We start from the raw sequence: 21,202 nt of genomic DNA on the forward strand, positions 1-21,202 counted from the left end.
TTGACCATGAAACAGATCAACGCCGTAATCCTCGACTGGGCCGGCACCACGGTGGACTTCGGCTCCTTTGCGCCGACGCAGATTTTCGTCGAGGCGTTCAAACAGACCTTCGATATCGACATCAGCCTGGCGGAAGCGCGTATTCCGATGGGGCTGGGCAAATGGCAGCATATCGAGGCGCTGGGGAAACTGCCGGCGGTCGACGCGCGCTGGCGGCAGCGGCTGGGGCGCTCGATGAGCCACCAGGACATCGACGCGCTGTATCAGGCGTTTATGCCGCTGCAAATCGCCAAAGTGATCGATTTTGCCGATCCCATCGAGGGCGTGCCGCAGGTGATTGCCGCTTTGCGCGAGCAGGGGATTAAAATCGGTTCCTGCTCCGGTTATCCGCGCGCGGTGATGGAAGTGCTGGTGCCCGCCGCCGCAGAGCGCGGCTACGCGCCGGATTATTGGGTCGCCACCGACGATCTCGCGGCCGGCGGCCGACCGGGGCCTTGGATGGCGTTGCAGAACGCGATCGCGTTGGGTATCGATGCGGTGGCGCATTGCGTGAAGGTGGATGACGCGGTGCCGGGCATTGCCGAAGGGCTGAATGCCGGGATGTGGAGCGTCGGGCTGGCGCTGTCCGGCAACGAGTTCGGCGCCACCTGGCCGGAGTATCGACAGATGGCGGCGGGCGAGATAGAGCGCCGCCGCGCGGCGGCCGCCGATAAGCTGTACGCGGCGGGTGCGCACTATGTGATAGACACGCTGGCGCAATTGCCGGCAGCGATCGCCGATATCAACCGGCGGTTGGCGAAGGGCGAGCGGCCGTAACGACCGAACGCGGGGCATAAAAAAACCGGGGATTATCCCCGGTTTTTTCGTTATGAGACGGCGTTAGCGATGCGCCAATTCGACTTCGTCTTCGCTGTCCATCACGGCTTTGTCGGTTTGCTTCATCAGCTGGCTGGTGATGGTGCCTGCCGCCATGGAGCCGTTGACGTTCAGCGCGGTGCGGCCCATGTCGATCAGCGGTTCGACCGAGATCAGCAGCGCGACCAGCGTCACCGGCAGGCCCATCGCCGGCAGCACGATCAGCGCAGCGAAGGTGGCGCCGCCGCCCACGCCCGCCACACCGGCGGAGCTGATGGTGACGATGCCGACCAGGGTGGCGATCCATACCGGATCCAGCGGGTTGATGCCGACGGTCGGCGCAACCATTACCGCCAGCATCGCCGGGTAGAGGCCTGCACAGCCGTTCTGGCCGATGGTGGCACCGAACGACGCCGAGAAGCTGGCGATGGATTCCGGCACGCCCAGACGACGGGTCTGCGCTTCCACGTTCAGCGGAATGCTGGCGGCGCTGGAGCGGCTGGTGAAGGCGAAGGTGATCACCGGCCACACCTTGCGGAAGAACTTCAGCGGGTTAACGCCGGTGAAGGCCAGCAGAGCGGCGTGTACCACGAACATGATGGCCAGGCCGATGTACGAAGCCACCACGAAGCTGCCGAGTTTGACGATGTCGTGAATGTTGGAACCGGCGACCACTTTGGTCATCAGCGCCAGCACGCCATATGGCGTCAGTTTCATGACCAGACGCACCAGCTTCATCACCCAGGCTTGCAGGGTGTCGATAGCCACCAGTACGCGCTCGCCTTTCGGCTTGTCGTCTTTCAGCAGCTGCAGCGAGGCCACGCCGAGGAAGGTGGCGAAAATCACCACGCTGATGATCGAAGTCGGGCTGGCGCCGGTCAGGTCGGCGAACGGGTTTTTCGGAATGAACGACAGCACCATCTGCGGCACGGTCAGATCGGCCAGTTTGCCCACGTAGTTGGTCTGGATCGCCGTCAGACGCGCGCTCTCCTGCGCGCCCTGCACCAGGCCTTCGGCGGTCAGGCCGAACAGGTTGGTGACCAGCACGCCCACCAGCGCCGAGATCAGCGTGGTGAACAGCAGCGTGCCGATTGTCAGAACGCTGATTTTACCCAGAGAAGAGGCGTTATGCAGTTTGGCGACCGCGCTCAGGATCGAGGCAAACACCAGCGGCATGACGATCATTTGCAGCAGTTGCACATAGCCGTTGCCGACGATGTTGAACCAGCTGATGGATTCTTTCAGCACCGGGTTGTCGGAGCCGTACACCAGCTGCAGGCCCAGACCGAACACCACGCCGACCACCAGGCCGACCAGCACTTTTTTCGCCAGGCTCCATTGCTTGTGGCGGGTTTGCGCCAGCAGCAAAAGGAGCGCGACAAACACCAGCACGTTAATCACGAGCGGAAGATTCATCCCCAATGTCTCCAATAATCTTTCTTATAAAAACGACTACGCATCACGTATGTCGCGATGTAAATATCGTAACAGTTTGCTGAGTGGGCTACTTATATCCAAATGGAATTTGATATAGCTTTTTGCGCGTTTTTGTTCTTTTTATATACGCATGGGTGATGGGTTGAACGATTTTTTGTGATCAGAGCCTGATATTTCTGATTTGCTCGACATAGGATTGCACCGGGAGGGTGAAATCACCTTGCCAGCAGATGGCGAAGGCCACCAGGCACAGACACAGTACGCGCTCCAGTTGGTTGCCTTTTTGCGAGTTGAGCAGCGGCAGACGAAAACGCCAGCGGCACGGCCACAGCAGCGGAACGCCGGCGGGGGTGAGCATATCGGCCAGCAGGTGGCTGAAGTAACCGATGATCATGGCGTGCAGCGCATCGGCCGGGATCGGCCAGCTGCGCGGCACGTCCAGCTGAAACAGCGCCATGCCGCCGGCGATCGCCAGCAGGCTGTGGGTGAAACCGCGGTGGCCGAAGGCGCGGGCGATGGGAATGGCGAGCCAGCGCAGACGCTGGCCCAGCACCGACTTGGGGTGATCGATGTCCGGTAGCAGCGAGGTCAGCAGCGCAGCGGGTATGATGTGCCACCAGTCGCCGGTAGCCAGCTCTGGCGTCACTTCCGCCTTCTTGGCGAAGATCGCGCAAGCGACAGAGAATATAAGATGTCCTTCCGCGGTCATGCTGTTGCGATTCCGGCTGGTAAACTGTTAATTTATCCAGTATATGGGAAAATTCCCAGTAGTGGAAGCAGTTACCCTGTAACCAATTGTTTGTTTTCCCCGTTTTTACAACGGCTTGTTACGTCAATGCGTAACAAATCATCGATTTTGACGGGCGAAAACAAAAAGGCGGCGCTGGAGAGAGTGAAACGGAAAGCAACGAGGGCGGTTTTTCGGCGTGCGGCGGGAGGAAGCGGCGGCCTTGAACAGCGCTGTGTGGCAGTGACAACGCTGCGCGGACCGTCGCTTTCCCTGCCGTCCAGCATAATGAGAACGTCACGGCAATTCAATAATAATGAAACGGCGTTTCGTTTATTTTGCGGCACGGATCTCTTGGCCGTCGGCGATGAGGAAAACCAGGGCGCCGGTGGCCGGCGCCGCAGGATCAGGCGAAGTGGGCGGGAGTAAGCTGTTCCAGCGTCTCCAACTGGTGGTCAGCCAGCGCCCAGCGCGGATCGTGGCGGTATTCGGCAGCCGGGATCACGATGGAGCGCATGCGCGCGGCTTTGGTGGCGATCATGCCGTTGAAGGAGTCTTCCAGCGTGATGCAGCGCAGCGGATCGCTGCCCAGGCGTTCGGCGGCGATCAGATAGACCTCCGGGTGCGGTTTGCTGTACGGCAGGTATTCGGCGGAAACCAATTGATCGAAGTAGCCTTCAAGATCGAACATCTTCAGTACCTGCTGTTGCATGTGCAGCGGCGAGGCGGAGGCCAGGCCGACGTTCAACCCCTGACTGCGGCACAGCTCCAGCGCCTGCCGGACGCCAGGCAGCAGCGGGCGCGTCTCGTGCACCAGCTCGATGGCGCGCTCGATAATCCGCGCTGATACTTCATCAAGCGAAACCCCTTGCCAGGGCATCGCCTGATACCACATTTTCACCACCAGATCGATGCGCAGCCCCAGGGTGTCCGGCAGCTTGTGACGATCGGACAGATCCAGTCCCAGCGCGCCGAAGATATCCAGCTCGGCCTGCAGCCACAGCGGTTCCGAATCGATCAACAAGCCGTCCATATCAAAAATTGCGGTTTCAATGCGTTGCGAATAAGCCATTAGCGGTTAACTCCTGCCGGCGCGGATGGATGAATGTGCCCGACACTTTATCATCGCCGACGGAGAGACTAAAACCTTTGCCTGCGCGTTGGGTTTTTGCCAAAGCGCAGAATAGTCCACATCTCGCGCAGCTTAAGCCACCAGCGTTGGTGTTGGCGCTCGGAAACCTGTTGCAGCATGCGCGCATAATCCAGCACCAGCCCTGGCGTCCAGGTCATGCTTTCACCGCGGCTGCGCAGTACCGCCAGCATCCACAGATTGGGATCGAGCACCAGCAGCAGAAAGCGGCGCCACAGGTGTTTATCGCCCAGCACGCCTTCCAGCGCGCTGTCGAGCGCCGCGATGACCGTGGTGGAGCAGTTGCGCCGTGTCAGGTTGTAGGTGTCGTCCTGCCGATAGCGCAGCCAGAACGCGCGCAGCGCCGCCGGGTTATAGCGACAGAACTGAATTTTTTTGTCCGGCGGGCACCAGGCGGCGATCTCGCCCGGCAGGTCGGGCAGGAAACGCCCGTCGACGTTGTTTTGTTCGCCGGCGTGCAGCAGCTGGCGGAAATCCTGAACGGAATGGCTGATGTCGTTGAGCGGGTAGTGACTGATATACACGTCCGGCGCGAGCGCCAGAGCGGCATGGCCGGTGGAGATATTGCCGCCACCGTCGACCGCCGCGATATATCGATCGACGATGTAACGCCGGCGTGGATCTTTAGCCGCGCCAAGCGGTGTCCAGACATACACCGTGAGCGGCGTGGCCTCCGAGGTCGGGGGCGCTGGCCGCTGCGCTGGGGGCTGATTCAGAGAGAAGCTCGTCAGTCTGCGGGCGATGCGCAATAAAGCCCAGCCGGAAAGCACCATCATTACCCCGAGGCAAAAGGGCACCGTCATCCGATGCGGCGCCGGCCAGCCGATAAAAATCATCAACGAAAGCAGGATCTCGCCGCCGCCCGCCAGCGCCACGGTCTTCCATCGGCTGTGTTGAATCACCGTGGAGGAGGCGATGCGCACGGCGCCGTCAAGCAGCAGCGCGCTGCCAAACATCACGGTGGCGACGATGTTATCGTCTGCGGGCACGTCCAACATTAAAAAGGCCATAAACACGAAGCCCAGCCCCTTAAGCAGCACCGGCCGGCTGGCGGAGGAACCGATCACCAGCGCGGCGGATATCGCCACCAGCCCCTCCAGCGCCAGGATGACCGCCAGCGCATCCAGCGCCAGCATGGACCGGCCATCTTGCAGGATGTCGAACAGCATCAGCGCCCCCGCGGCTATCCACAGCCAGCCGAACAGCACCAGCAGGCGGCGCTGGCCGTGCAGTGCCTGCGCGCCCAGCAATAAGATAATCAGTCGAATCATGGCGGCCTCTGCCCAAAGGGATAGCGTTATCTTTTCAATATTTCAATAATAGTGCCCGGACATCGTTAAGCAGTTGATTTCGGCGAATTCGGCTAAGCTTGTAGCACAGCGGGAATGAAGAAAACGGTGGGCGAGTTTCGCCAACTGCAGGTAGACTTAGCCGATTCGGTTACGTCGCTAACAAGGGGAACACATGACGTATCAACAGGCCGGGCGTATCGCCATTTTGAAACGCATTCTCGGATGGGTGGTTTTTATCCCGGCGTTGCTGTCGACGCTGATTTCCGTGCTGGGCTTTATCTATCAGCACAGTGAAAAAACCAAAGGCATCAACGCAGTGATGCTGGATTTTGTCCACGTGATGGTGGACATGGTGCGTTTCAATACGCCGTTCCTGAACCTTTTCTGGTACAACTCGCCGGTGCCGGACGTGGATAAAAGCCTGTTCAGCGGCGCCAATTTGATGTTCATCATCATCTATATACTGATCTTCGTCGGGCTGGCATTGCAGGCTTCCGGCGCGCGCATGTCGCGCCAGGTCAAGTTCATTCGCGAAGGGCTGGAAGATCAGATGATCCTGGAGCAGGCCAAAGGCAGCGAAGGGCACACGCGTCAGCAGTTGGAGGAACGCATCACGCTGCCGCACCACACCATTTTCCTGCAGTATTTCCCGCTGTACATTCTGCCCATCGTGATTGCGGTGATCGCCTGGTTCGTGATCCGCCTGTTGGGGCAGTTGGCCGGCGCGGCCTGAACCCTGAACGGGGCGCCGATCGGCGCCCCGGAACCTGATTACGACGCTTCCGGCTGCAGCAGCGCCTCTACCGCGCGCTGCGCCGCCACCCAATGCTGGCCGCCGAACAGGTTGCTGCGGTTGAGCAGGTAGTACAGCTGATACAGCGGCTGACGCTCGATAAAGCCGGCCCCCAGCGGCCATACGCTCTGATAGCCGTCGTAGATCTGCGGCGGCAGCTCCGGATACAGCGGCAGCATCGCCAAATCGCACTCTCGGTCGCCCCAGTAGCTGGCCGGATCGAACAGTATCGGCCCGTTGGCGGTCATCGCGCAGTTGCCCGGCCACAGGTTGCCGTGCAGCAGGGAAGGCTGCGGCTGGTGGTGCTGCAAGCGCAGATACACCCGATCGACAATGTCGTCGATGTCGCCGAAGGTCATGCCTTTCTCCGCAGCCAGCTGCAGCTGCCAGCCGATGCGCTGCTCGGCGAAGAATTCCGACCAGCGGCGTTGCCAGGCGTTGGGTTGCGGCGTGGTGGTCAGATCGCTGTCGAAGTCGAGACCAAACTGCGGCTGCTCGCTCCACTGATGCAGATGCGCCAGCTGCTGGCCCAGGCAGTAGGCGCCGTGGGCATCGAGGGGTTTCAGCTGCTGATACTCCAGCAGCAGGAAGCTGTAGTCGCGATCGCTGCCGACGCCGTACACCTCCGGCACCCGCACGCTTTTGCTGCGCGCCAGCAACGCCAGCTGATCGGCCTCGGCGGTGAATATCGGCAGTTGTTCACGGGCGTCGCATTTCACGAACACCTCGTTGTCACCGTAACTCACGCGCCACGCCGGGTGAATGTCGCCCCCGGGCAGTTCAATCCTTTCGCGTATCTCTGCGCTGCCAAGATGTTCACTTAACAGACGGCTAACGGCTTGCCACATGGTATTTCCCCCTCTGTGCTGCCTGATAATTCATTAGGTTAGCGTCTTTCCCTTGGTGAAAACACGACGCGGCGCACAGCCGGCGTCAAAGACGGCGATTTTTTCAGCGCCTCGCCAGCTCAAAGTATATACCCTATTGATTAATTTAAGCGCAATACCGATTGCAACTTGATGACAACGACGCAATGAGCGGGGGGAATGTGATGCGGCGAGCAGAAGGCTTCGCCGCATCGGGGGAATTAACCGCCGGTGAGCGCGGTTTGGTTACGCTGTAACGGGCGTAATTTACTGTACAACAAGGCGATCACGAACAGCACGGCCTGCACGATGACGATGCAAGGCCCGGTTGCGCCGTCGATGTGGAAGCTGATCAGCGTGCCGAGCACGCAGGAGAACACCGACACCACCGTCGCCACCATCAGCATGCGATCGAAGCGACGGCACAGCATGAAGGCGATGATGCCGGGGGCGATCAGCATGGCGATCACCAGGATCACCCCCACGGCCTGCAGCGAGGCGACGATGGTCATCGCCAGCAGGCACAGCAGCCCATAGTGCAGCAGCTTGACCGGCAGGCCAATCACCCGCGCATGGTGCGGATCGAAGCAGTACAGCATGAAGTCTTTGCGCTTGAGCAACACCACCGCCAGGGTGATGCCGGCGATCAGCAGGGTTTGTTTCAGTTCGCCGTCGGTGATGCCCAGCATGTTGCCGAACAGAATGTGGCTCAGATGCTGGTCAGTGTCGATGCGCGAGAACAGCACCAGCCCGAAGGCGAACATACCGGAAAAGACGATGCCCATCACCGTGTCCTCTTTCACCCGGCTGTTCTCTTTCAGGTAGCCGGTGGCTACCGCGCAGAAGATGCCGGAGAGGAAGGCGCCAATCGCCAGCGGAATGCCGACCACGAACGCTACCACGATGCCGGGCAGCACCGCGTGCGAGATGGCGTCGCCCATCAGCGACCAGCCTTTGAGCACCAGATAGCAGGAGAGCACGGCGCACACCACGCCGGTGACGATGGCGGCGACGATCGCCCGCTGCATGAACGGGTAGGCGAAGGGTTCGCTGAGCAGTTGATACAGGGTGTCCATCAGCGGCCTCCAGTTTGCGATTGCGCCACGCGGCGCTTGGCCGCCAGCAGGCCGTGTTTCGGCGCGAACAGGAACGCCACCAGGAACACCAGCGTTTGCAGGGTAACGATCACGCCGCCGGTGGCGCCATCCAGGAAGAAACTCAGGTAGGCGCCGACGCCGCTGGTCAGCGCGCCGATGATGATGGCGATGATCACCAGCCTGCTGAAGCGATCGGTCAGCAGGTAGGCGGTGGCGCCCGGGGTGATCACCATGGCGATCACCAGAATGGCGCCGACGGTTTGCAGTGCGGCGACGGTGCAGGCGCTGAGCAGGGTGAAGAACAGGATCTTCAACCGCAGCGGCGACAGGCCGATCGACACCGCGTGGCTTTCGTCGAAGAACACCGCTAGCAGGTCTTTCCACACCAGGCACAGGATCAGCAGCGAGACGCCGATGATGATCTCCACCTGCAGTACGTCTTCGTCGGCGATGCCGAGGATATTGCCGAAGATGATCGACTGCACGTTGACCGACGTGGGGTTGAGCGACACGATCAGCAGGCCGACGGCGAAGAAGGTGGAGAAGATAAAGCCGATGATGGCGTCTTCGCGCAGCCGGGTGATGTGGCGCACCAGCGTCATCGCCAGCGCCGCCAGCATGCCGGTGAAGAAGGCGCCGGCGGCGTAGGGCAGGCCGAGGGCGTAGGCGCCGGCCACGCCGGGCACCACCGAGTGCGACAGCGCATCCCCCATCAGCGACCACCCTTTCAGCATCAGGTAGGCGGACAGGAACGCGCAGGCGGCACCGACGATGGCGCTGACCCAGATGGCCTTCACCATGTAGTTATAACCGAAAGGTTGCAGCAGAAGGTCCAGCATCAGGATTGTTTCTCCCTGGCCTGGCTGTTGGCCGGCGGATCGCTCTTGGTATGGCCGTAGAACACCGCCGGGCGCTCATCGTCGGTCAACACCGTGACGGTGCGCGGATCGTTATCGTCGTGCAGATCCGGGCCGGAAAGGTTGATATGGCGCAGCACGCCGCCGAACGCCTGCTCCAGGTTGCTCTGGGTGAAGGTGGTTTCGGTCGGGCCGGCGGCCAGCACCGTGCGGTTGATGAGGATCACCCGATCGCAAAACTCCGGCACGCTGCCGAGGTTGTGGGTGGAGACCAGAATGAGATGGCCCTCGTCGCGCAGCGCACGCAGCAGCTCGATAATCGCATTCTCGGTTTTCACGTCCACGCCGGTGAACGGCTCGTCCAGCAGCAGCACCGTGCCCTGTTGCGCCAGCGCGCGCGCCAGAAATACGCGCTTCTTCTGGCCGCCGGACAGCTCGCCGATCTGCCGGCCGCGCAGCTCGCTCAGGCCAACGCGCTCCAGCGCCTTGTCGACCCGCAGCCGATCCTCACGCGACGGAATGCGCAGGAAGTTCATCTTGCCGTAGCGGCCCATCATCACCACGTCTTCCACCAGCACCGGGAAGTTCCAGTCGACGTCTTCGGTTTGCGGCACGTAGGCGATCAGGTTCTTTTTCAGCGCGTCCGCCACCGGTTTGTCGCTCAGCGACACCTGGCCGGCGGTGGGCCTGACCAGGCCCATGATGCTTTTGAACAGCGTCGACTTGCCGCTGCCGTTGACGCCGACCAGCGCGCAGATCGAACCGCCGCTCAGGGTGAAGCTGGCGTTATGAATGGCGGTGTGCCCATTGTTGTAGGTCACGGTTACGTCGTCCACGTTCAGCTCAGGGCGGACAAACGGCTCATGGCTCATTGATCGAATCCTTTGGCGATGGTTTGCACGGTGGTGTTAAGCAGGTCGATATAGGTCGGCACCGGGCCGTCGCGGGTGGACAGCGAGTCCACGTACAGCACGCCGCCGTATTTGGCGCCGGTTTCTTTCGCCACCTGTCTGGCCGGCTTGTCGGAAATGGTGCTCTCGCTGAACACCACAGGAATATGGTGAGCGCGCACCGCGTCGATCACCCGGCGCACCTGCTGCGGTGAGCCTTGCTCGTCGGCGTTGATCGGCCACAGGTAAACCTCTTTCAACTGATAGTCTTGCGCCAGGTAGCTGAAGGCGCCTTCGCTGGTCACCAGCCAACGCTGCGCGGCCGGAATGCGCGCCAGGCGTTCGCGCAGCGGGGCGTCTAACGCGCCGATTTTCTCTGCGTAGGCCTTGGCGTTGCGGTTATAGGTTTCCGCGTTGGCCGGGTCGTGCTCCACCAGCGCTTTGCGGATGTTTTCGATATACACCAGCGCGTTGCTCGGCGACATCCAGGCGTGCGGGTTCGGGTTGCCGTTATACGGCCCTTCGCGGATCGGCAGTGGGGTGATGCCTTCGGTTACGACCGCCGCCGGCACCTGTTTGATGTTCTCGAAGAAACGTTGGAACCAACGTTCCAGGTTCATGCCGTTCCACAGGATCAGGTCGGCGTGCTGCGCCTTGACGATGTCGCGCGGCGTGGGCTGGTAGTCGTGGATCTCGGCGCCCGGTTTGGTGATGGATTCCACCACGGCGGCGTCACCCGCCACGTTCTGGGCGATGTCCTGAATGATGGTAAAAGTGGTCACCACGCGCAGCTTTTTTTCCGCCAACGCGTTTTGACTGGCCAAGGCGGCGCCCAGCAATAAACAGGCGAGCGTGAAGGGGCGCAACAGTGCGGCGGCGCGGGGAAGGCGACCGCGACGAAAAACGCAATTAATCAAAGGCATGATGACGTCTCCTGGTTCAAATGAAAATGATTATCAATATCAATTGAAGCGAAGTCAAGCGTCACTTGCCCACCGCCGGCGGGGTATTTCTCCAACTGAAAAAATAATACCGTCCGGGGAGTTATAGCATTTTATGTATCAGTATGTAACCGCTGAAGGTAGTCCTGACAGGTGCAGATCGCCACCTCCGGCTGTTTTCCCAATGCCAACTGCCCGAACCCCTGCGCCAGGCGCTGTACATCTTCTTGATCCAGAACGGTTATGAACGCAAAACTGTTGCTGCCGAGTTCGTGGTGAACGCCATTTTCATCTGTCACCGACGTGACAAAACCCTCACGCGTCAATTGCCCGGTCAGCTTGGCCAGGTCGGTCAATCCCTCTTCCTGATAGCGAAAAGTCACGACAAAGCAGCTTGTTGCAGATTGACTCATAAATCACCTCTTGGTATATGGATAGCTTGAGATTAGTCCAAAAAATTACTGCAGGTGTCCTTACAAGTTGTATATGCTACGCAACTCATTGAAAGGAGTGAGGGATTCTGTGAAAACAAAAATAGGTTGCCTTACGGCAATTTTGCTTTTGTCGGGGTGCGCCAAAGACCCGCAAACGGCAAGCAACATTTCAGGCAGTGGCACAACGCGCGGCGGCTGGTTAAAACCCCCTCCGCAGGCACCGGTAAACCGCACAGGCACTCCGGTTGTTTATAACGATTACATTCGTCAGGCCGCCAGCAACTATGGCGTCGACGAAACGCTGATTAAAGCGATTATTCAGGTGGAGTCCGGGTTTAACCCGAACGTGGTCAGCACCTCGAACGCAGTGGGATTGATGCAGCTTAAGGCTTCTACCGCCGGCCGCGACGCCTATCGCATGAAAGGACGAAGCGGGCAGCCCAGCTCGCGTGAGCTGAAGGATCCGGCGGTCAATATTGATCTGGGAACGGCCTATATCAATATTCTTCAAAGCCAGCAGCTAGCCGGGATCAACAACCCACAGACTTTGCGTTATGCCACCATCGTTTCGTACGTGAACGGGGCGGGCGCCATGTTGCGCACCTTCTCCTCGGACAAGCGCGTGGCGGTTAATCGCATCAATCAGATGAGCCCCGACGAGTTTTATCAGCACATCCAGAAAAAGCACCCGGCCCCGCAGGCGCCGCGCTATTTGTGGAAGGTGACCACCGCCTACCAGGCGATGTCGCAGTAACCCTTCATCCTGTCGAATCGGCCGCAAAACGCGGCCGATTTGCTTTCCGTTGTCGCTTCAGAGCGCGACACACCTCTCATTTTTCGTTATTTCCTCACCGCTTATCGAAAAAACCGCACAAAAAGTTAAATTTACGTTAGCAGATAAATCTTTACGTTCATTCAATAAGTTACCGGTAACATTTTTGCTTTTGCGCGCATTCTGACCTTCAATAAATATACAAATAAGTAACAAATTATTTTAAAAACCCGTATCGATCGCAAGGTTGCGGTTAAATAGTTGTGACTATCTTTGGATGGAATGTGACATGTCGAATCATAAAACCAACAATTCGCGGCGCGATTTCTTGTTGAAATCGATGACCTTAATTCCTGCGGCGGTAATTGGTGGCAGCGGCGTTGGCGCGCTGACGGCACCGACACCGGCGGTCGCTGCCTCGAACACTTCAACGCAGAACGATTACCAACCGACCTTTTTCACCCCGGAAGAGTGGGCCTTCATCAAGGCCGCCGTCGCGCGCCTGATCCCGGCCGACGATCGCGGCCCCGGCGCGCTGGAAGCCGGCGTGCCGGAGTTTATCGATCGTCAGATGAACACTCCGTACGCCACCGGCTCCATCTGGTATATGCAGGGGCCGTTCAACCCCGATGTGCCGAAGGAGATGGGCTATCAGCTGCCGCTGGTGCCCAAGCAGATCTACAACCTCGGCATCGCTGACGCCGACGCCTACAGCAAAAAAACCGCCGGCAAGCCCTTCGCCGAACTGGATGGCGCGCAGCAAGACGCCATGCTGCAAAAGTTCGAATCCGGCGAGGCGGAATTCCAGCAGTTGCCGTCGAAACTGTTCTTCTCCTATCTGCTGCAAAACACCCGTGAAGGTTTCTTCAGCGATCCGATCCATGGCGGTAACAAAGACATGGTTGGCTGGAAGCTGATTAATTTTCCGGGCGCGCGCGCCGATTTTATGGACTGGGTTGAGCGAGGGGAACGTTATCCCTTCCCACCGGTATCGATTCGTGGGGAGAGGGGCTAATCATGGCAACGGTAATGAAAAAAGTAGACGCGGTGATCGTCGGCTTCGGCTGGGTGGGCGCGATCATGGCCAAAGAGCTGACCGAGGCCGGCCTCAACGTGGTGGCGCTGGAGCGCGGCCCGATGCGCGACACCTATCCGGACGGTTCCTATCCGCAGGTGATCGACGAGCTGACCTATAACATCCGGCGCAAGCTGTTCCAGGATCTGTCGAAAAGCACCGTCACCATTCGCCACAACAGCAGCCAGACCGCGGTGCCTTATCGCCAGCTGGCGGCGTTCCTGCCGGGTACCGGCGTCGGCGGCGCCGGCCTGCACTGGTCGGGCGTGCATTTTCGCGTCGATCCGATCGAACTGCGCATGCGCAGCCACTATGAAGAGCGCTACGGCAAAAACTTCATTCCGAAGGACATGACCATCCAGGACTTCGGCGTGACCTACGACGAGCTGGAACCGTTCTTCGACAAGGCGGAGAAAGTGTTCGGCACCTCCGGCACCGCCTGGACCATCAAGGGGCAGAAAGTGGCGCAGAAGGGCGGCAACCGCTTTGCGGCGGATCGCTCCAGCGACTTCCCGCTGCCGGCGCAGAAGAATACCTACTCCGCCCAGCTGTTCGAGAAAGCCGCGCTGGAAGTGGGCTACCACCCTTATAACCTGCCGTCCGCCAACACCTCCGACTCTTACACCAACCCGTACGGCGCGCAGATGGGGCCGTGCAACTTCTGCGGTTTCTGCAGCGGCTATGCCTGCTACATGTATTCCAAAGCCTCGCCGAACGTCAACATCTTGCCGGCGCTGCGGATGGAAAAACGCTTCGAGCTGCGCACCAACGCCAACGTGCTGAAGGTCAACCTGACCGACGACAAGTCCCGCGCCACCGGCGTGAACTACGTCGATGCGCAGGGCCGCGAGCTTGAACAGCCGGCCGATCTGGTGATCCTGGGCGCGTTCCAGTTCCACAACGTGCACCTGATGCTGCTGTCCGGCATCGGCAAGCCTTACGATCCGGTGACCGGCGAAGGCGTGGTCGGGCGCAACTTCGCCTACCAGAACATGACCACCATCAAGGCGTTCTTCGATAAAGACGTGTTCACCAACCCGTTCATCGGCGCCGGCGGCAACGGCGTGGGCGTGGACGACTTCAACGCCGACAACTTCGATCACGCCAAAGAAGGCTTCGTCGGCGGTTCGCCGTTCTGGGTCAACCAGGCGGGCACCAAGCCGATCTCCGGCCTGCCGACCCCGCCGGGCACCCCGGCCTGGGGCAGCAAGTGGAAAGCGGCGGTGGCGGATGCCTACACCCACCACGTCTCGATGGACGCCCACGGCGCGCACCAGTCGTACCGCAACAACTATCTGGATCTCGATCCCAACTACAAGAACGTGTTCGGCCAGCCGCTGCTGCGCATGACGTTCGACTGGCAGGAGAACGACATCAAGATGGCGCAGTTCATGTACGACAAGATGGCGCCGATCGCCAAGGCGATGAACCCGAAACTGATCGCCGGCAGCCCGAAAAACGCCAACAGCCATTTCGATACCACCAGTTACCAGACCACCCACATGAACGGCGGCGCGGTGATGGGGGAAGATCCGAAGACCAGCGCGGTAAACCGTTATCTGCAGAGCTGGGACGTGCACAACGTGTTCTCGATCGGCGCATCGGCCTTCCCGCAGGGGCTGGGCTACAACCCGACCGGCACCGTGGCGGCGTTGGCTTACTGGTCTGCCCGCGCCATTCGCGAGCAGTATCTGAAAAACCCAGGCCCATTGGTGCAGGCATAAGGACGGCGAACGATGAAAGCATTTGTACCGGCACTGGTTCTCAGTGCAGTGAGTTTTTCCGTTTGGGCGCAGGACGCCACCGTCGGCAGCGAGCTTATCAAGCGCGGTGAATACCTGGCGCGCGCCGGGGACTGCGTGGCCTGCCATACCGACGGCAAGAGCGGCAAGACCTTCGCCGGCGGTCTGGCGATGGAGACGCCGATCGGCACCATCTACTCCACCAACATTACGCCGGACAAGAAAACCGGCATCGGCGATTACAGCTTCGAGGATTTCGACAACGCGGTGCGTAAGGGCGTAGCCAAAAACGGCAGCACGCTCTACCCGGCGATGCCGTACCCGTCGTTCGCGCTGGTGAAAGAGGACGACATGCGCGCCATGTATGCCTATTTCATGCAAGGCGTGCAGCCGGTGGAGCAGGCCAACAAGGACTCCGACATCCCGTGGCCACTGTCGATGCGCTGGCCGCTGAGCATCTGGCGCGGTATGTTCGCGCCGTCGCCGGCGGACTTCGTCGCCGACGCCAAGGCCGATCCGGTGATTGAGCGCGGCCGCTATCTGGTGGAAGGCCTGGGCCACTGCGGCGCCTGCCATACCCCGCGCAGCATCACCATGCAGGAAAAAGCGCTGAGCAACAGCGACAGCGACGACTACCTGTCCGGCAGCAACGCGCCGATCGACGGCTGGGTCGCTTCCAGCCTGCGCGGTGACCGTAAGGACGGCCTGGGCAGCTGGAGCGAAGCCGAACTGACCGAGTTCCTGAAAACCGGCCGCAACGACAAGGCGATCGTGTTTGGCGGCATGAGCGACGTGGTGGAACACAGCCTGCAATACCTGAGCGACGACGATCTGACCGCCATCGCACGCTACCTGAAATCGCTGCCGCCGAAAGACGGCAAGCAGCAGGCGGCGCCGGTCGAAGACAGCGTGGCCAAGGATCTGTGGCGTGGCGACGACAGCAAGCCAGGCGCGGCGTTGTATGTCGATAACTGCGCGGCCTGCCACCGCACCGACGGCGTGGGCTACAAGCGTGCCTTCCCGTCGCTGAAGGGCAATCCGGTGGTGCAGACCGAGGACGCGACCTCGCTGATCCACATCGTGCTGACCGGCAACACCACGCCGGCGGTGCAGGGTGCGGTATCCAACATCACCATGCCGCCGTTCGGCTGGCGTCTGAACGATCAGCAGGTGGCGGACGTGGTGAACTTCATCCGTTCCAGCTGGGGCAACAGCGCCAAGCCGGTGAGCGCCTCCGACGTGGCCGACGTGCGTAAAGACCGCTCGATGATCCGCGACGAGAAGGAGATGGGCAGCGCCGAGGTGCCGGACCACCCGGACGCGAAGAAATAAACCGCTTAAGGGCTCCGCAAGGGGCCCTTAGTTTTTTCTGCCTGCGCCGGTTTTTTCAGCATTTCCTGTTCGCAAATCGTTCGCTTGGCCGATAAAACATAGACCCGCAGCGGATTTTTCATTATCCTTTGCCGTCCTTTCATCAGGCGTAAGTATGAAATATCGCTTTAATTCACTGATTACTATTAAAAAATTCGCGGAGAAGGATATCCCGTTAGGCGCAATCGTTGGCGCCGCAGATTAAGGTAGACTGTCTCATGAGTACGATTTCTCCCGATTCAGGCACGCTGACGGCCGCTCAGCCTGCCAAATGGAACAAAACCGACACCGTCTGGATGTTCGGTCTCTATGCCACCGCGGTGGGTGCCGGCACGCTGTTCTTGCCGATCAACGCCGGCTTGAACGGCCCGCTGGTGTTGCTGTTGATGGCGTTGTTCGCTTTCCCGCTGACCTATTTGCCGCACCGCGCGCTCAGTCGCTTCGTGCTTTCCGGCTCCAGCCGCGACGGCAACATTCACGATGTGGTGGTGGAACACTTCGGCGTGCTGGCCGGCAAAATCATCATGGTGCTGTATCTGATGGCGTTCTTCCCGATCGTGCTGGTGTACAGCATTTCGATCACCAACGCGCTGGACAGCTTCCTGATCCACCAGTTCCACGTGGCGCCGCTGCCGCGCATCTGGCTCAGCCTGGCGGTGGTGGTGGTGCTCAATCTGGTGTTGCTGCGCGGCAAAGACAGCATCGTGGCGGCGATGGGCATGCTGGTGTTTCCGCTGCTGGTGTTCCTGATGGGCATTTCGCTCTATCTGATGCCGAGCTGGAATACCGCCAACTTCGTTCACGGCCTGGCCGCCACCCGCTTTGACACGCCGGGGCTGTGGCATTCGCTGTGGCTGGCGGTGCCAGTGATGGTGTTCTCCTTCAGCCATGCGCCGATCATCTCTTCCTTCGCCTCGACCCAGAAGAGCCTGTACGGCGACAAGGCGGAACGCCGCTGCGCACGCATCATGCGTTACAGCTATGTGCTGATCTGCGTCACCGTGCTGTTCTTCGTGTTCAGCTGCGTGCTGAGCCTGTCTCACGAAGACATGCTGCAGGCGAAGGAGCAGAACATCACCGTGCTGACTACGCTGGCCAACAAGTTCTCCAATCCGCTGATCGCCTATCTTGGCCCGGTGATGGCGATGTTGGCGATGGCCAAGTCCTATCTCGGCACTTCGCTGGGGGTGACGGAAGGGGCGACCAGCCTGATCGACGGCGTCACGCGCGCGGTCGGCAAGCCGCTCAGTTCGCGCCTGACGCACCGCATCTCCGCGGTATCGCTGTTCCTGCTCACCTGGGCGGCGACGGTGTGGAACCCCAGCGCGCTGCACATTATCGAAACCATCAGCGGCCCGCTGATTGCGGCGATCCTGTTCATCCTGCCGATGTACGCCGTGCGTGCGGTGCCGGCGATGCGCCAATACCGCGCGGCGAGCAACGTCTTCGTGCTGGTGATGGGCCTGATCGCGCTGTCGGCGCTGATCTACGGCCTGGTGTGATCCCTGGGCGCGCCACTTCCGGCGCGCCTCTTAACGACCCTCTACACATCCCTTTGCAATTAATCGCCGATTTGCCGGGCGTTATCTTTGATAATGCAAGCCATTCTCATTAGTATTTCCCGATTGCGTTCTTGACTAAGGAGTTTTCGTGCACCGTCGAATCACCTTGCCGGCGCTGGTTTGCGCCGCCTTGCTCGCCTCTCCGGCGATGGCCACCACTTATCCGCTGACGCTGACCGACACTTCCGGCCAGACGATCACCCTCCCGCAAGAGCCGAAACGCATCGTAGTGCAGGACGGGCGCGACATTCTCACGTTGGCGCTGCTCGATCGCGCCAACCCGTTCGGCCGGCTGGTGGCCTGGAATAACCTGCTGAAGAAAAGCGATGCGGCGACCTGGGATATCTTGCAGAGCAAATGGCCGGCGGCGAAAAACATCATCGATATGGGATTCAGCGATAAGGGCGAAGTGAACCTGGAGAGCGTGATCGCCAAGCGGCCCGATCTGATGATCGCCCAGCTGCGCTCCAAGCCTTCGCTGAGCCAGACCGGCGTGCTGGATCGGCTGAAGGCGCTGAACGTGCCGGTGCTGTTCATCGACACCATGCTCAAGCCGGTGGAAAACACGCCGAAAAGCGTGACGCTGCTGGGGGAAACCCTCAACCGCGAAAGCGAGGCCCGGCAATATACCGATTATTATCAGCAGCATTATCAGGCGATTCTGGCCAAGACGCAGGCGGTGGAACCCAAACCACAGGTGTTCTTCGAAGCCAAGGCCGGCCTGAACGGGCTGGAATCCTGCTGCTTCACCCATGCGCACGTCGGCTGGGGGGCGCTGGTTGAGGCGGTCGGCGCGCGCAACATCGGCTCCGCGCTGTTGCCGGGCGCGACCGGCGATGTCGCGCTGGAAAAAGTGATTGCCATGAAGCCGGACGCCTACATCGTTTCCGGCTCGCAGTGGGCCAGCAAGACCAACGCCGCGGTGCCGTTCGGCTACGGCGTGACGCAGCAGCAGGTGGATGAGGCTTTCAACCGCATGAAACAGCGCCCGGGCTTCTCTCAGGTGTCGGCGGTGAAGGCGGGGCGGTTCTACGGCATCTACCATAACTTCTACAACCACCCGTACAATATTGTCGGGCTGGAGTATCTGGCGAAGTTTATCTATCCGGCGCAGTTCCCGGATCTGGACCCGGCCAAGACCTACAGCGAGATCCTCAGTCGTTTTACCGAAGTGCCGGAAGGCAAGGGCATTTTGGGCGCGCAGGCGCCGGCGGGGAAATAACGGCAACGGGCGCGATCGCGCCCGTTTTTGATCCTTAGGCGGCGGCCGGCGTATAGGTGGAGATGATCTCCAACACGCCGTTGATGATGAACTGCACGCCCATACACACCAGCAGGAAGCCCATCAGGCGCGAGATCGCCTCGATGCCGCTTTTCCCCACCAACCGCATGATGGCGCCGGAGCTGAGCAGACAGGCCCACAGGATCACCGCGACCGTCAGGAAGATGGCGACCGGCGCCACGGCCAGCACCCAGGGTTCAAAACCCAGCGTGTTATCTTTGACGCTCGACGCCGAGCTGATGATCATCGCGATGGTGCCCGGCCCGGCGGTGCTCGGCATGGCCAACGGCACGAAGGCGATGTTGGCCGAGGTCTTATGGCGCAGCTCGTGCGACTTGCTCTCCACCTCCGGCGCCTCATCGGCGCTTTGTTGCGGGAACAACATGCGGAAACCGATGAAGGCGACGATCAGGCCGCCGGCGATGCGCAGGCCGGGGATCGAAATACCGAAGGTGTTCATCACCACCTGGCCGGCGTAAAACGCCACCGTCATGATGCAGAACACATAAACCGAGGCCATCAGCGACTGCTGATTGCGCTCCTCACGCGTCATATTGCCGGATAACCCGAGCAGCAACGCCACCGTGGTCAGTGGGTTGGCCAGCGGCAACAGCAGCACCAAACCCAGTCCGATGGCCTGGAATAACTGCAAAATACCCGTCATAAAATAACTCCCTGTGCAACGTTCAAGCCGCCAGGCGGCGGCCCATGAGCTCCACAGCCTAGCCTGCCGTACGGCCGGCGGCAATGGGGATAGCTCGTAACGTTAATTAACCGTCGGCGGGCGCTTCATCTTCACCGCTGCACTCGGCGGTGAGTTCTGGTTCATCCTCACACCCCAGCGGCGCTTCGTTGACCGCGATCGCCCGCGGCACCGAACGCGCGCCAAAATGCACCAGCCCATACAAGGTCGCCAATACCGCGCACACTACGCCGAGGACTGCGAGTAACCGGTTCATCTTCTGCATAAGTCTCGATTGGAACAGACTGGTTTCAGAATAGCGGCTGGCGGCGAAGATCGCCACGCGAAGCCGGTATGCCGCCAAACGCCGGCGACAAAGCGAGCGGTGCCTGGAAAATGCGCACATTTTTTGTGTTTTATGGCCTTTTTCGCCGCAGTTGGCCGGTAAAGGCCGACGTTTCGCATCAATTGCTACACCCTGCAGGCTCAGCTGCCTACCATAGGCGCGCTTTAAAACAAGAATGAGACTGACTATGCAAGACGAACTGAAACTTTTACTGGGGAAAATTGGCGCCTTCGCGCTTTCCGGCGCTTTTTTGGCGGCCTTGGTCGGCCTGGTGTTTATCGACGTGCACTGGCTGCATAATTTCGTGCATGAAACCTCGCTGACCGAAGTGGCGCAGGAGCTGTTGCTGCTCGCCATCGCCGGCGGTTTTTTCGCCGCGGGCAGACGGCAGGCTGAACGCCGCTCCGCCTGGATGCTGGTCGGCGGCTTCTTTCTCTGCATGCTGATCCGCGAGATGGATTTCGCCTTCGACGCGCTGTGGCACGGCGCCTGGGTGTGGTTTGCGCTGGCGGTCGCCTTGGCCTGTCTGTGGCATGCCGCAAGGCACGTCGCGGCGACGGTGCGTGGGCTGGCCTATTTCGCGACGCATCCCGGCTACGGCATGATGTGTGCCGGTCTGCTGTGCATTCTGGTGTTTTCACGCCTGTTCGGCATGGGTGCGCTGTGGCAAACGCTGATGCTGGACGGTTACAACCGGGTGGTGAAAAACATGGTGGAAGAAGGCTGCGAACTGTTGGGTTACGGCCTGTGCCTGTTGGCCACCTTCAGCTACCTGAAAAGCGTTTTTGTGTCGAATAAAGCGAAAATGTGAGGGCGGCGGCACTTTATTTATCCGGAACAATTTTAGTGATACTATTCGCTTAGCCGAATGCGGCTGAGAAGGTATGCGTTCCATTCTGTATACCCAGTGAGGTTTCAATCTGGCAATTGTGGGCGAGATCTGAAACCTGGCTGACCAAACCCAAAACCCAATTTTCGTACTGCATGTGATCTGTCGTGTAAGCAATGCTCGGCAGTTCACGTGATTCCAT

The 21,202-nt window shown here is 60.1% G+C and carries 22 protein-coding genes; 9 read left to right on the forward strand and 13 right to left on the reverse strand.

Going from position 1 to position 21,202, the window contains the following annotated elements:
• Positions 1-6: 6 nt before the first annotated feature.
• Entirely contained in the window at positions 7-816 is an 810-nt protein-coding gene (phnX, locus tag ATE40_RS07220; protein ID WP_019454894.1) for a phosphonoacetaldehyde hydrolase, read from the forward strand.
• Positions 817-879: 63 nt separating this feature from the next.
• Here the strand turns inward: phnX and ATE40_RS07225 are convergent, their stop codons facing one another.
• The 5 genes from ATE40_RS07225 to ATE40_RS07240 all read right to left on the reverse strand — a co-directional run bounded on the left by ATE40_RS07225 (position 880) and on the right by ATE40_RS07240 (position 5,440).
• Positions 880-2,271: an L-cystine transporter gene (locus ATE40_RS07225; RefSeq protein ID WP_019454895.1), complete on the reverse strand. Its 1,392-nt coding sequence runs from the start codon at positions 2,269-2,271 to the stop codon at positions 880-882.
• A gap of 181 nt (positions 2,272-2,452) precedes the next feature.
• Complete coding sequence (locus tag ATE40_RS07230; protein ID WP_049212644.1) at positions 2,453-3,001, reverse strand: metal-dependent hydrolase; 549 nt, start codon at positions 2,999-3,001, stop codon at positions 2,453-2,455.
• Positions 3,002-3,072: 71 nt separating this feature from the next.
• Complete coding sequence (locus ATE40_RS24590; RefSeq protein WP_156785410.1) at positions 3,073-3,366, reverse strand: hypothetical protein; 294 nt, start codon at positions 3,364-3,366, stop codon at positions 3,073-3,075.
• A gap of 59 nt (positions 3,367-3,425) precedes the next feature.
• Positions 3,426-4,091, reverse strand: a complete 666-nt coding sequence (hxpB, locus tag ATE40_RS07235; RefSeq protein ID WP_019454897.1) for a hexitol phosphatase HxpB — start codon at positions 4,089-4,091, stop codon at positions 3,426-3,428.
• A 68-nt stretch (positions 4,092-4,159) separates the two neighbouring features.
• On the reverse strand, positions 4,160-5,440 hold the full coding sequence (locus ATE40_RS07240) for an HdeD family acid-resistance protein (RefSeq protein WP_063919303.1): 1,281 nt from the start codon (positions 5,438-5,440) through the stop codon (positions 4,160-4,162).
• Positions 5,441-5,633: 193 nt separating this feature from the next.
• On the opposite strand from ATE40_RS07240, the gene ATE40_RS07245 reads away from it, so the two are divergent.
• A complete protein-coding gene (locus ATE40_RS07245; RefSeq protein WP_004931453.1) occupies positions 5,634-6,194 on the forward strand; it encodes a YniB family protein in 561 nt (186 codons plus the stop codon).
• Positions 6,195-6,232: 38 nt separating this feature from the next.
• Here the strand turns inward: ATE40_RS07245 and ATE40_RS07250 are convergent, their stop codons facing one another.
• The 6 genes from ATE40_RS07250 to ghoS all read right to left on the reverse strand — a co-directional run bounded on the left by ATE40_RS07250 (position 6,233) and on the right by ghoS (position 11,318).
• Complete coding sequence (locus tag ATE40_RS07250; protein WP_025159926.1) at positions 6,233-7,102, reverse strand: fructosamine kinase family protein; 870 nt, start codon at positions 7,100-7,102, stop codon at positions 6,233-6,235.
• Positions 7,103-7,341: 239 nt separating this feature from the next.
• Entirely contained in the window at positions 7,342-8,196 is an 855-nt protein-coding gene (locus ATE40_RS07255) for a metal ABC transporter permease (RefSeq protein WP_063919304.1), read from the reverse strand.
• Positions 8,196-9,056: an iron/manganese ABC transporter permease subunit YfeC gene (gene yfeC / locus ATE40_RS07260; protein WP_019454901.1), complete on the reverse strand. Its 861-nt coding sequence runs from the start codon at positions 9,054-9,056 to the stop codon at positions 8,196-8,198. Before yfeC ends, ATE40_RS07255 begins: the two co-directional genes overlap by 1 nt.
• Entirely contained in the window at positions 9,056-9,946 is an 891-nt protein-coding gene (locus ATE40_RS07265) for a manganese/iron ABC transporter ATP-binding protein (protein ID WP_019454902.1), read from the reverse strand. Before ATE40_RS07265 ends, yfeC begins: the two co-directional genes overlap by 1 nt.
• Positions 9,943-10,887, reverse strand: a complete 945-nt coding sequence (locus ATE40_RS07270) for a metal ABC transporter substrate-binding protein (protein WP_019454903.1) — start codon at positions 10,885-10,887, stop codon at positions 9,943-9,945. Before ATE40_RS07270 ends, ATE40_RS07265 begins: the two co-directional genes overlap by 4 nt.
• A 131-nt stretch (positions 10,888-11,018) precedes the next feature.
• A complete protein-coding gene (gene ghoS, locus ATE40_RS07275) occupies positions 11,019-11,318 on the reverse strand; it encodes a type V toxin-antitoxin system endoribonuclease antitoxin GhoS (RefSeq protein ID WP_025159925.1) in 300 nt (99 codons plus the stop codon).
• A gap of 109 nt (positions 11,319-11,427) precedes the next feature.
• On the opposite strand from ghoS, the gene ATE40_RS07280 reads away from it, so the two are divergent.
• The 6 genes from ATE40_RS07280 (at position 11,428) to ATE40_RS07305 (ending at position 19,083) form a co-directional block, all read left to right on the forward strand.
• The gene (locus ATE40_RS07280; protein WP_025159924.1) at positions 11,428-12,093 is read left to right on the forward strand and encodes a transglycosylase SLT domain-containing protein; all 666 of its coding nucleotides are present in this window, start codon (positions 11,428-11,430) and stop codon (positions 12,091-12,093) included.
• A gap of 307 nt (positions 12,094-12,400) precedes the next feature.
• A complete protein-coding gene (locus tag ATE40_RS07285) occupies positions 12,401-13,126 on the forward strand; it encodes a gluconate 2-dehydrogenase subunit 3 family protein (RefSeq protein WP_015377689.1) in 726 nt (241 codons plus the stop codon).
• Between the two features lie 2 nt (positions 13,127-13,128).
• Complete coding sequence (locus ATE40_RS07290; protein ID WP_025159923.1) at positions 13,129-14,910, forward strand: GMC family oxidoreductase; 1,782 nt, start codon at positions 13,129-13,131, stop codon at positions 14,908-14,910.
• Between the two features lie 12 nt (positions 14,911-14,922).
• Positions 14,923-16,260: a c-type cytochrome gene (locus tag ATE40_RS07295; RefSeq protein ID WP_063919305.1), complete on the forward strand. Its 1,338-nt coding sequence runs from the start codon at positions 14,923-14,925 to the stop codon at positions 16,258-16,260.
• A gap of 257 nt (positions 16,261-16,517) precedes the next feature.
• On the forward strand, positions 16,518-17,801 hold the full coding sequence (locus ATE40_RS07300; protein ID WP_025159921.1) for an SLC5/6 family protein: 1,284 nt from the start codon (positions 16,518-16,520) through the stop codon (positions 17,799-17,801).
• A gap of 148 nt (positions 17,802-17,949) precedes the next feature.
• Positions 17,950-19,083 (forward strand): ABC transporter substrate-binding protein, encoded by a 1,134-nt coding sequence (locus tag ATE40_RS07305; protein WP_025159920.1) that lies wholly within the window; start codon positions 17,950-17,952, stop codon positions 19,081-19,083.
• A 34-nt stretch (positions 19,084-19,117) separates the two neighbouring features.
• On the opposite strand, the gene ATE40_RS07310 is transcribed toward ATE40_RS07305, so the two are convergent.
• Positions 19,118-19,807 carry a MarC family NAAT transporter gene (locus tag ATE40_RS07310; protein ID WP_019454910.1) on the reverse strand — a complete coding sequence of 230 codons (690 nt, stop codon included), beginning with the start codon at positions 19,805-19,807 and terminating at the stop codon, positions 19,118-19,120.
• 106 nt (positions 19,808-19,913) lie between these two features.
• Positions 19,914-20,111, reverse strand: a complete 198-nt coding sequence (locus ATE40_RS24595; RefSeq protein WP_156785411.1) for a hypothetical protein — start codon at positions 20,109-20,111, stop codon at positions 19,914-19,916.
• Between the two features lie 247 nt (positions 20,112-20,358).
• Between ATE40_RS24595 and ATE40_RS07320 the strand changes: the two genes are divergently transcribed.
• Positions 20,359-20,982, forward strand: coding sequence for a hypothetical protein (locus ATE40_RS07320; protein WP_063919306.1), 624 nt, complete (start codon positions 20,359-20,361; stop codon positions 20,980-20,982).
• Positions 20,983-21,202 lie beyond the last annotated feature (220 nt).

Origin of the sequence: Serratia surfactantfaciens (assembly GCF_001642805.2) — a bacterium.
GTDB classification, from domain to species: domain Bacteria; phylum Pseudomonadota; class Gammaproteobacteria; order Enterobacterales; family Enterobacteriaceae; genus Serratia; species Serratia surfactantfaciens.

Coding starts and splice junctions, on each gene's coding strand:
- ATE40_RS07245 (WP_004931453.1), top strand. CDS start 5,634: ATGACGTATCAACAGGCCGGGCGTATCGCCATTTTGAAACGCATTCTC.
- ghoS (WP_025159925.1), bottom strand. CDS start 11,318: ATGAGTCAATCTGCAACAAGCTGCTTTGTCGTGACTTTTCGCTATCAG.
- hxpB (WP_019454897.1), bottom strand. CDS start 4,091: ATGGCTTATTCGCAACGCATTGAAACCGCAATTTTTGATATGGACGGC.
- ATE40_RS07230 (WP_049212644.1), bottom strand. CDS start 3,001: ATGACCGCGGAAGGACATCTTATATTCTCTGTCGCTTGCGCGATCTTC.
- ATE40_RS07285 (WP_015377689.1), top strand. CDS start 12,401: ATGTCGAATCATAAAACCAACAATTCGCGGCGCGATTTCTTGTTGAAA.
- ATE40_RS07255 (WP_063919304.1), bottom strand. CDS start 8,196: ATGGACACCCTGTATCAACTGCTCAGCGAACCCTTCGCCTACCCGTTC.
- ATE40_RS07295 (WP_063919305.1), top strand. CDS start 14,923: ATGAAAGCATTTGTACCGGCACTGGTTCTCAGTGCAGTGAGTTTTTCC.
- ATE40_RS07290 (WP_025159923.1), top strand. CDS start 13,129: ATGGCAACGGTAATGAAAAAAGTAGACGCGGTGATCGTCGGCTTCGGC.
- ATE40_RS24595 (WP_156785411.1), bottom strand. CDS start 20,111: ATGCAGAAGATGAACCGGTTACTCGCAGTCCTCGGCGTAGTGTGCGCG.
- ATE40_RS07250 (WP_025159926.1), bottom strand. CDS start 7,102: ATGTGGCAAGCCGTTAGCCGTCTGTTAAGTGAACATCTTGGCAGCGCA.
- ATE40_RS07310 (WP_019454910.1), bottom strand. CDS start 19,807: ATGACGGGTATTTTGCAGTTATTCCAGGCCATCGGACTGGGTTTGGTG.
- ATE40_RS07265 (WP_019454902.1), bottom strand. CDS start 9,946: ATGAGCCATGAGCCGTTTGTCCGCCCTGAGCTGAACGTGGACGACGTA.
- ATE40_RS07300 (WP_025159921.1), top strand. CDS start 16,518: ATGAGTACGATTTCTCCCGATTCAGGCACGCTGACGGCCGCTCAGCCT.
- yfeC (WP_019454901.1), bottom strand. CDS start 9,056: ATGCTGGACCTTCTGCTGCAACCTTTCGGTTATAACTACATGGTGAAG.
- ATE40_RS07320 (WP_063919306.1), top strand. CDS start 20,359: ATGCAAGACGAACTGAAACTTTTACTGGGGAAAATTGGCGCCTTCGCG.
- ATE40_RS07240 (WP_063919303.1), bottom strand. CDS start 5,440: ATGATTCGACTGATTATCTTATTGCTGGGCGCGCAGGCACTGCACGGC.
- ATE40_RS07225 (WP_019454895.1), bottom strand. CDS start 2,271: ATGAATCTTCCGCTCGTGATTAACGTGCTGGTGTTTGTCGCGCTCCTT.
- phnX (WP_019454894.1), top strand. CDS start 7: ATGAAACAGATCAACGCCGTAATCCTCGACTGGGCCGGCACCACGGTG.
- ATE40_RS07270 (WP_019454903.1), bottom strand. CDS start 10,887: ATGCCTTTGATTAATTGCGTTTTTCGTCGCGGTCGCCTTCCCCGCGCC.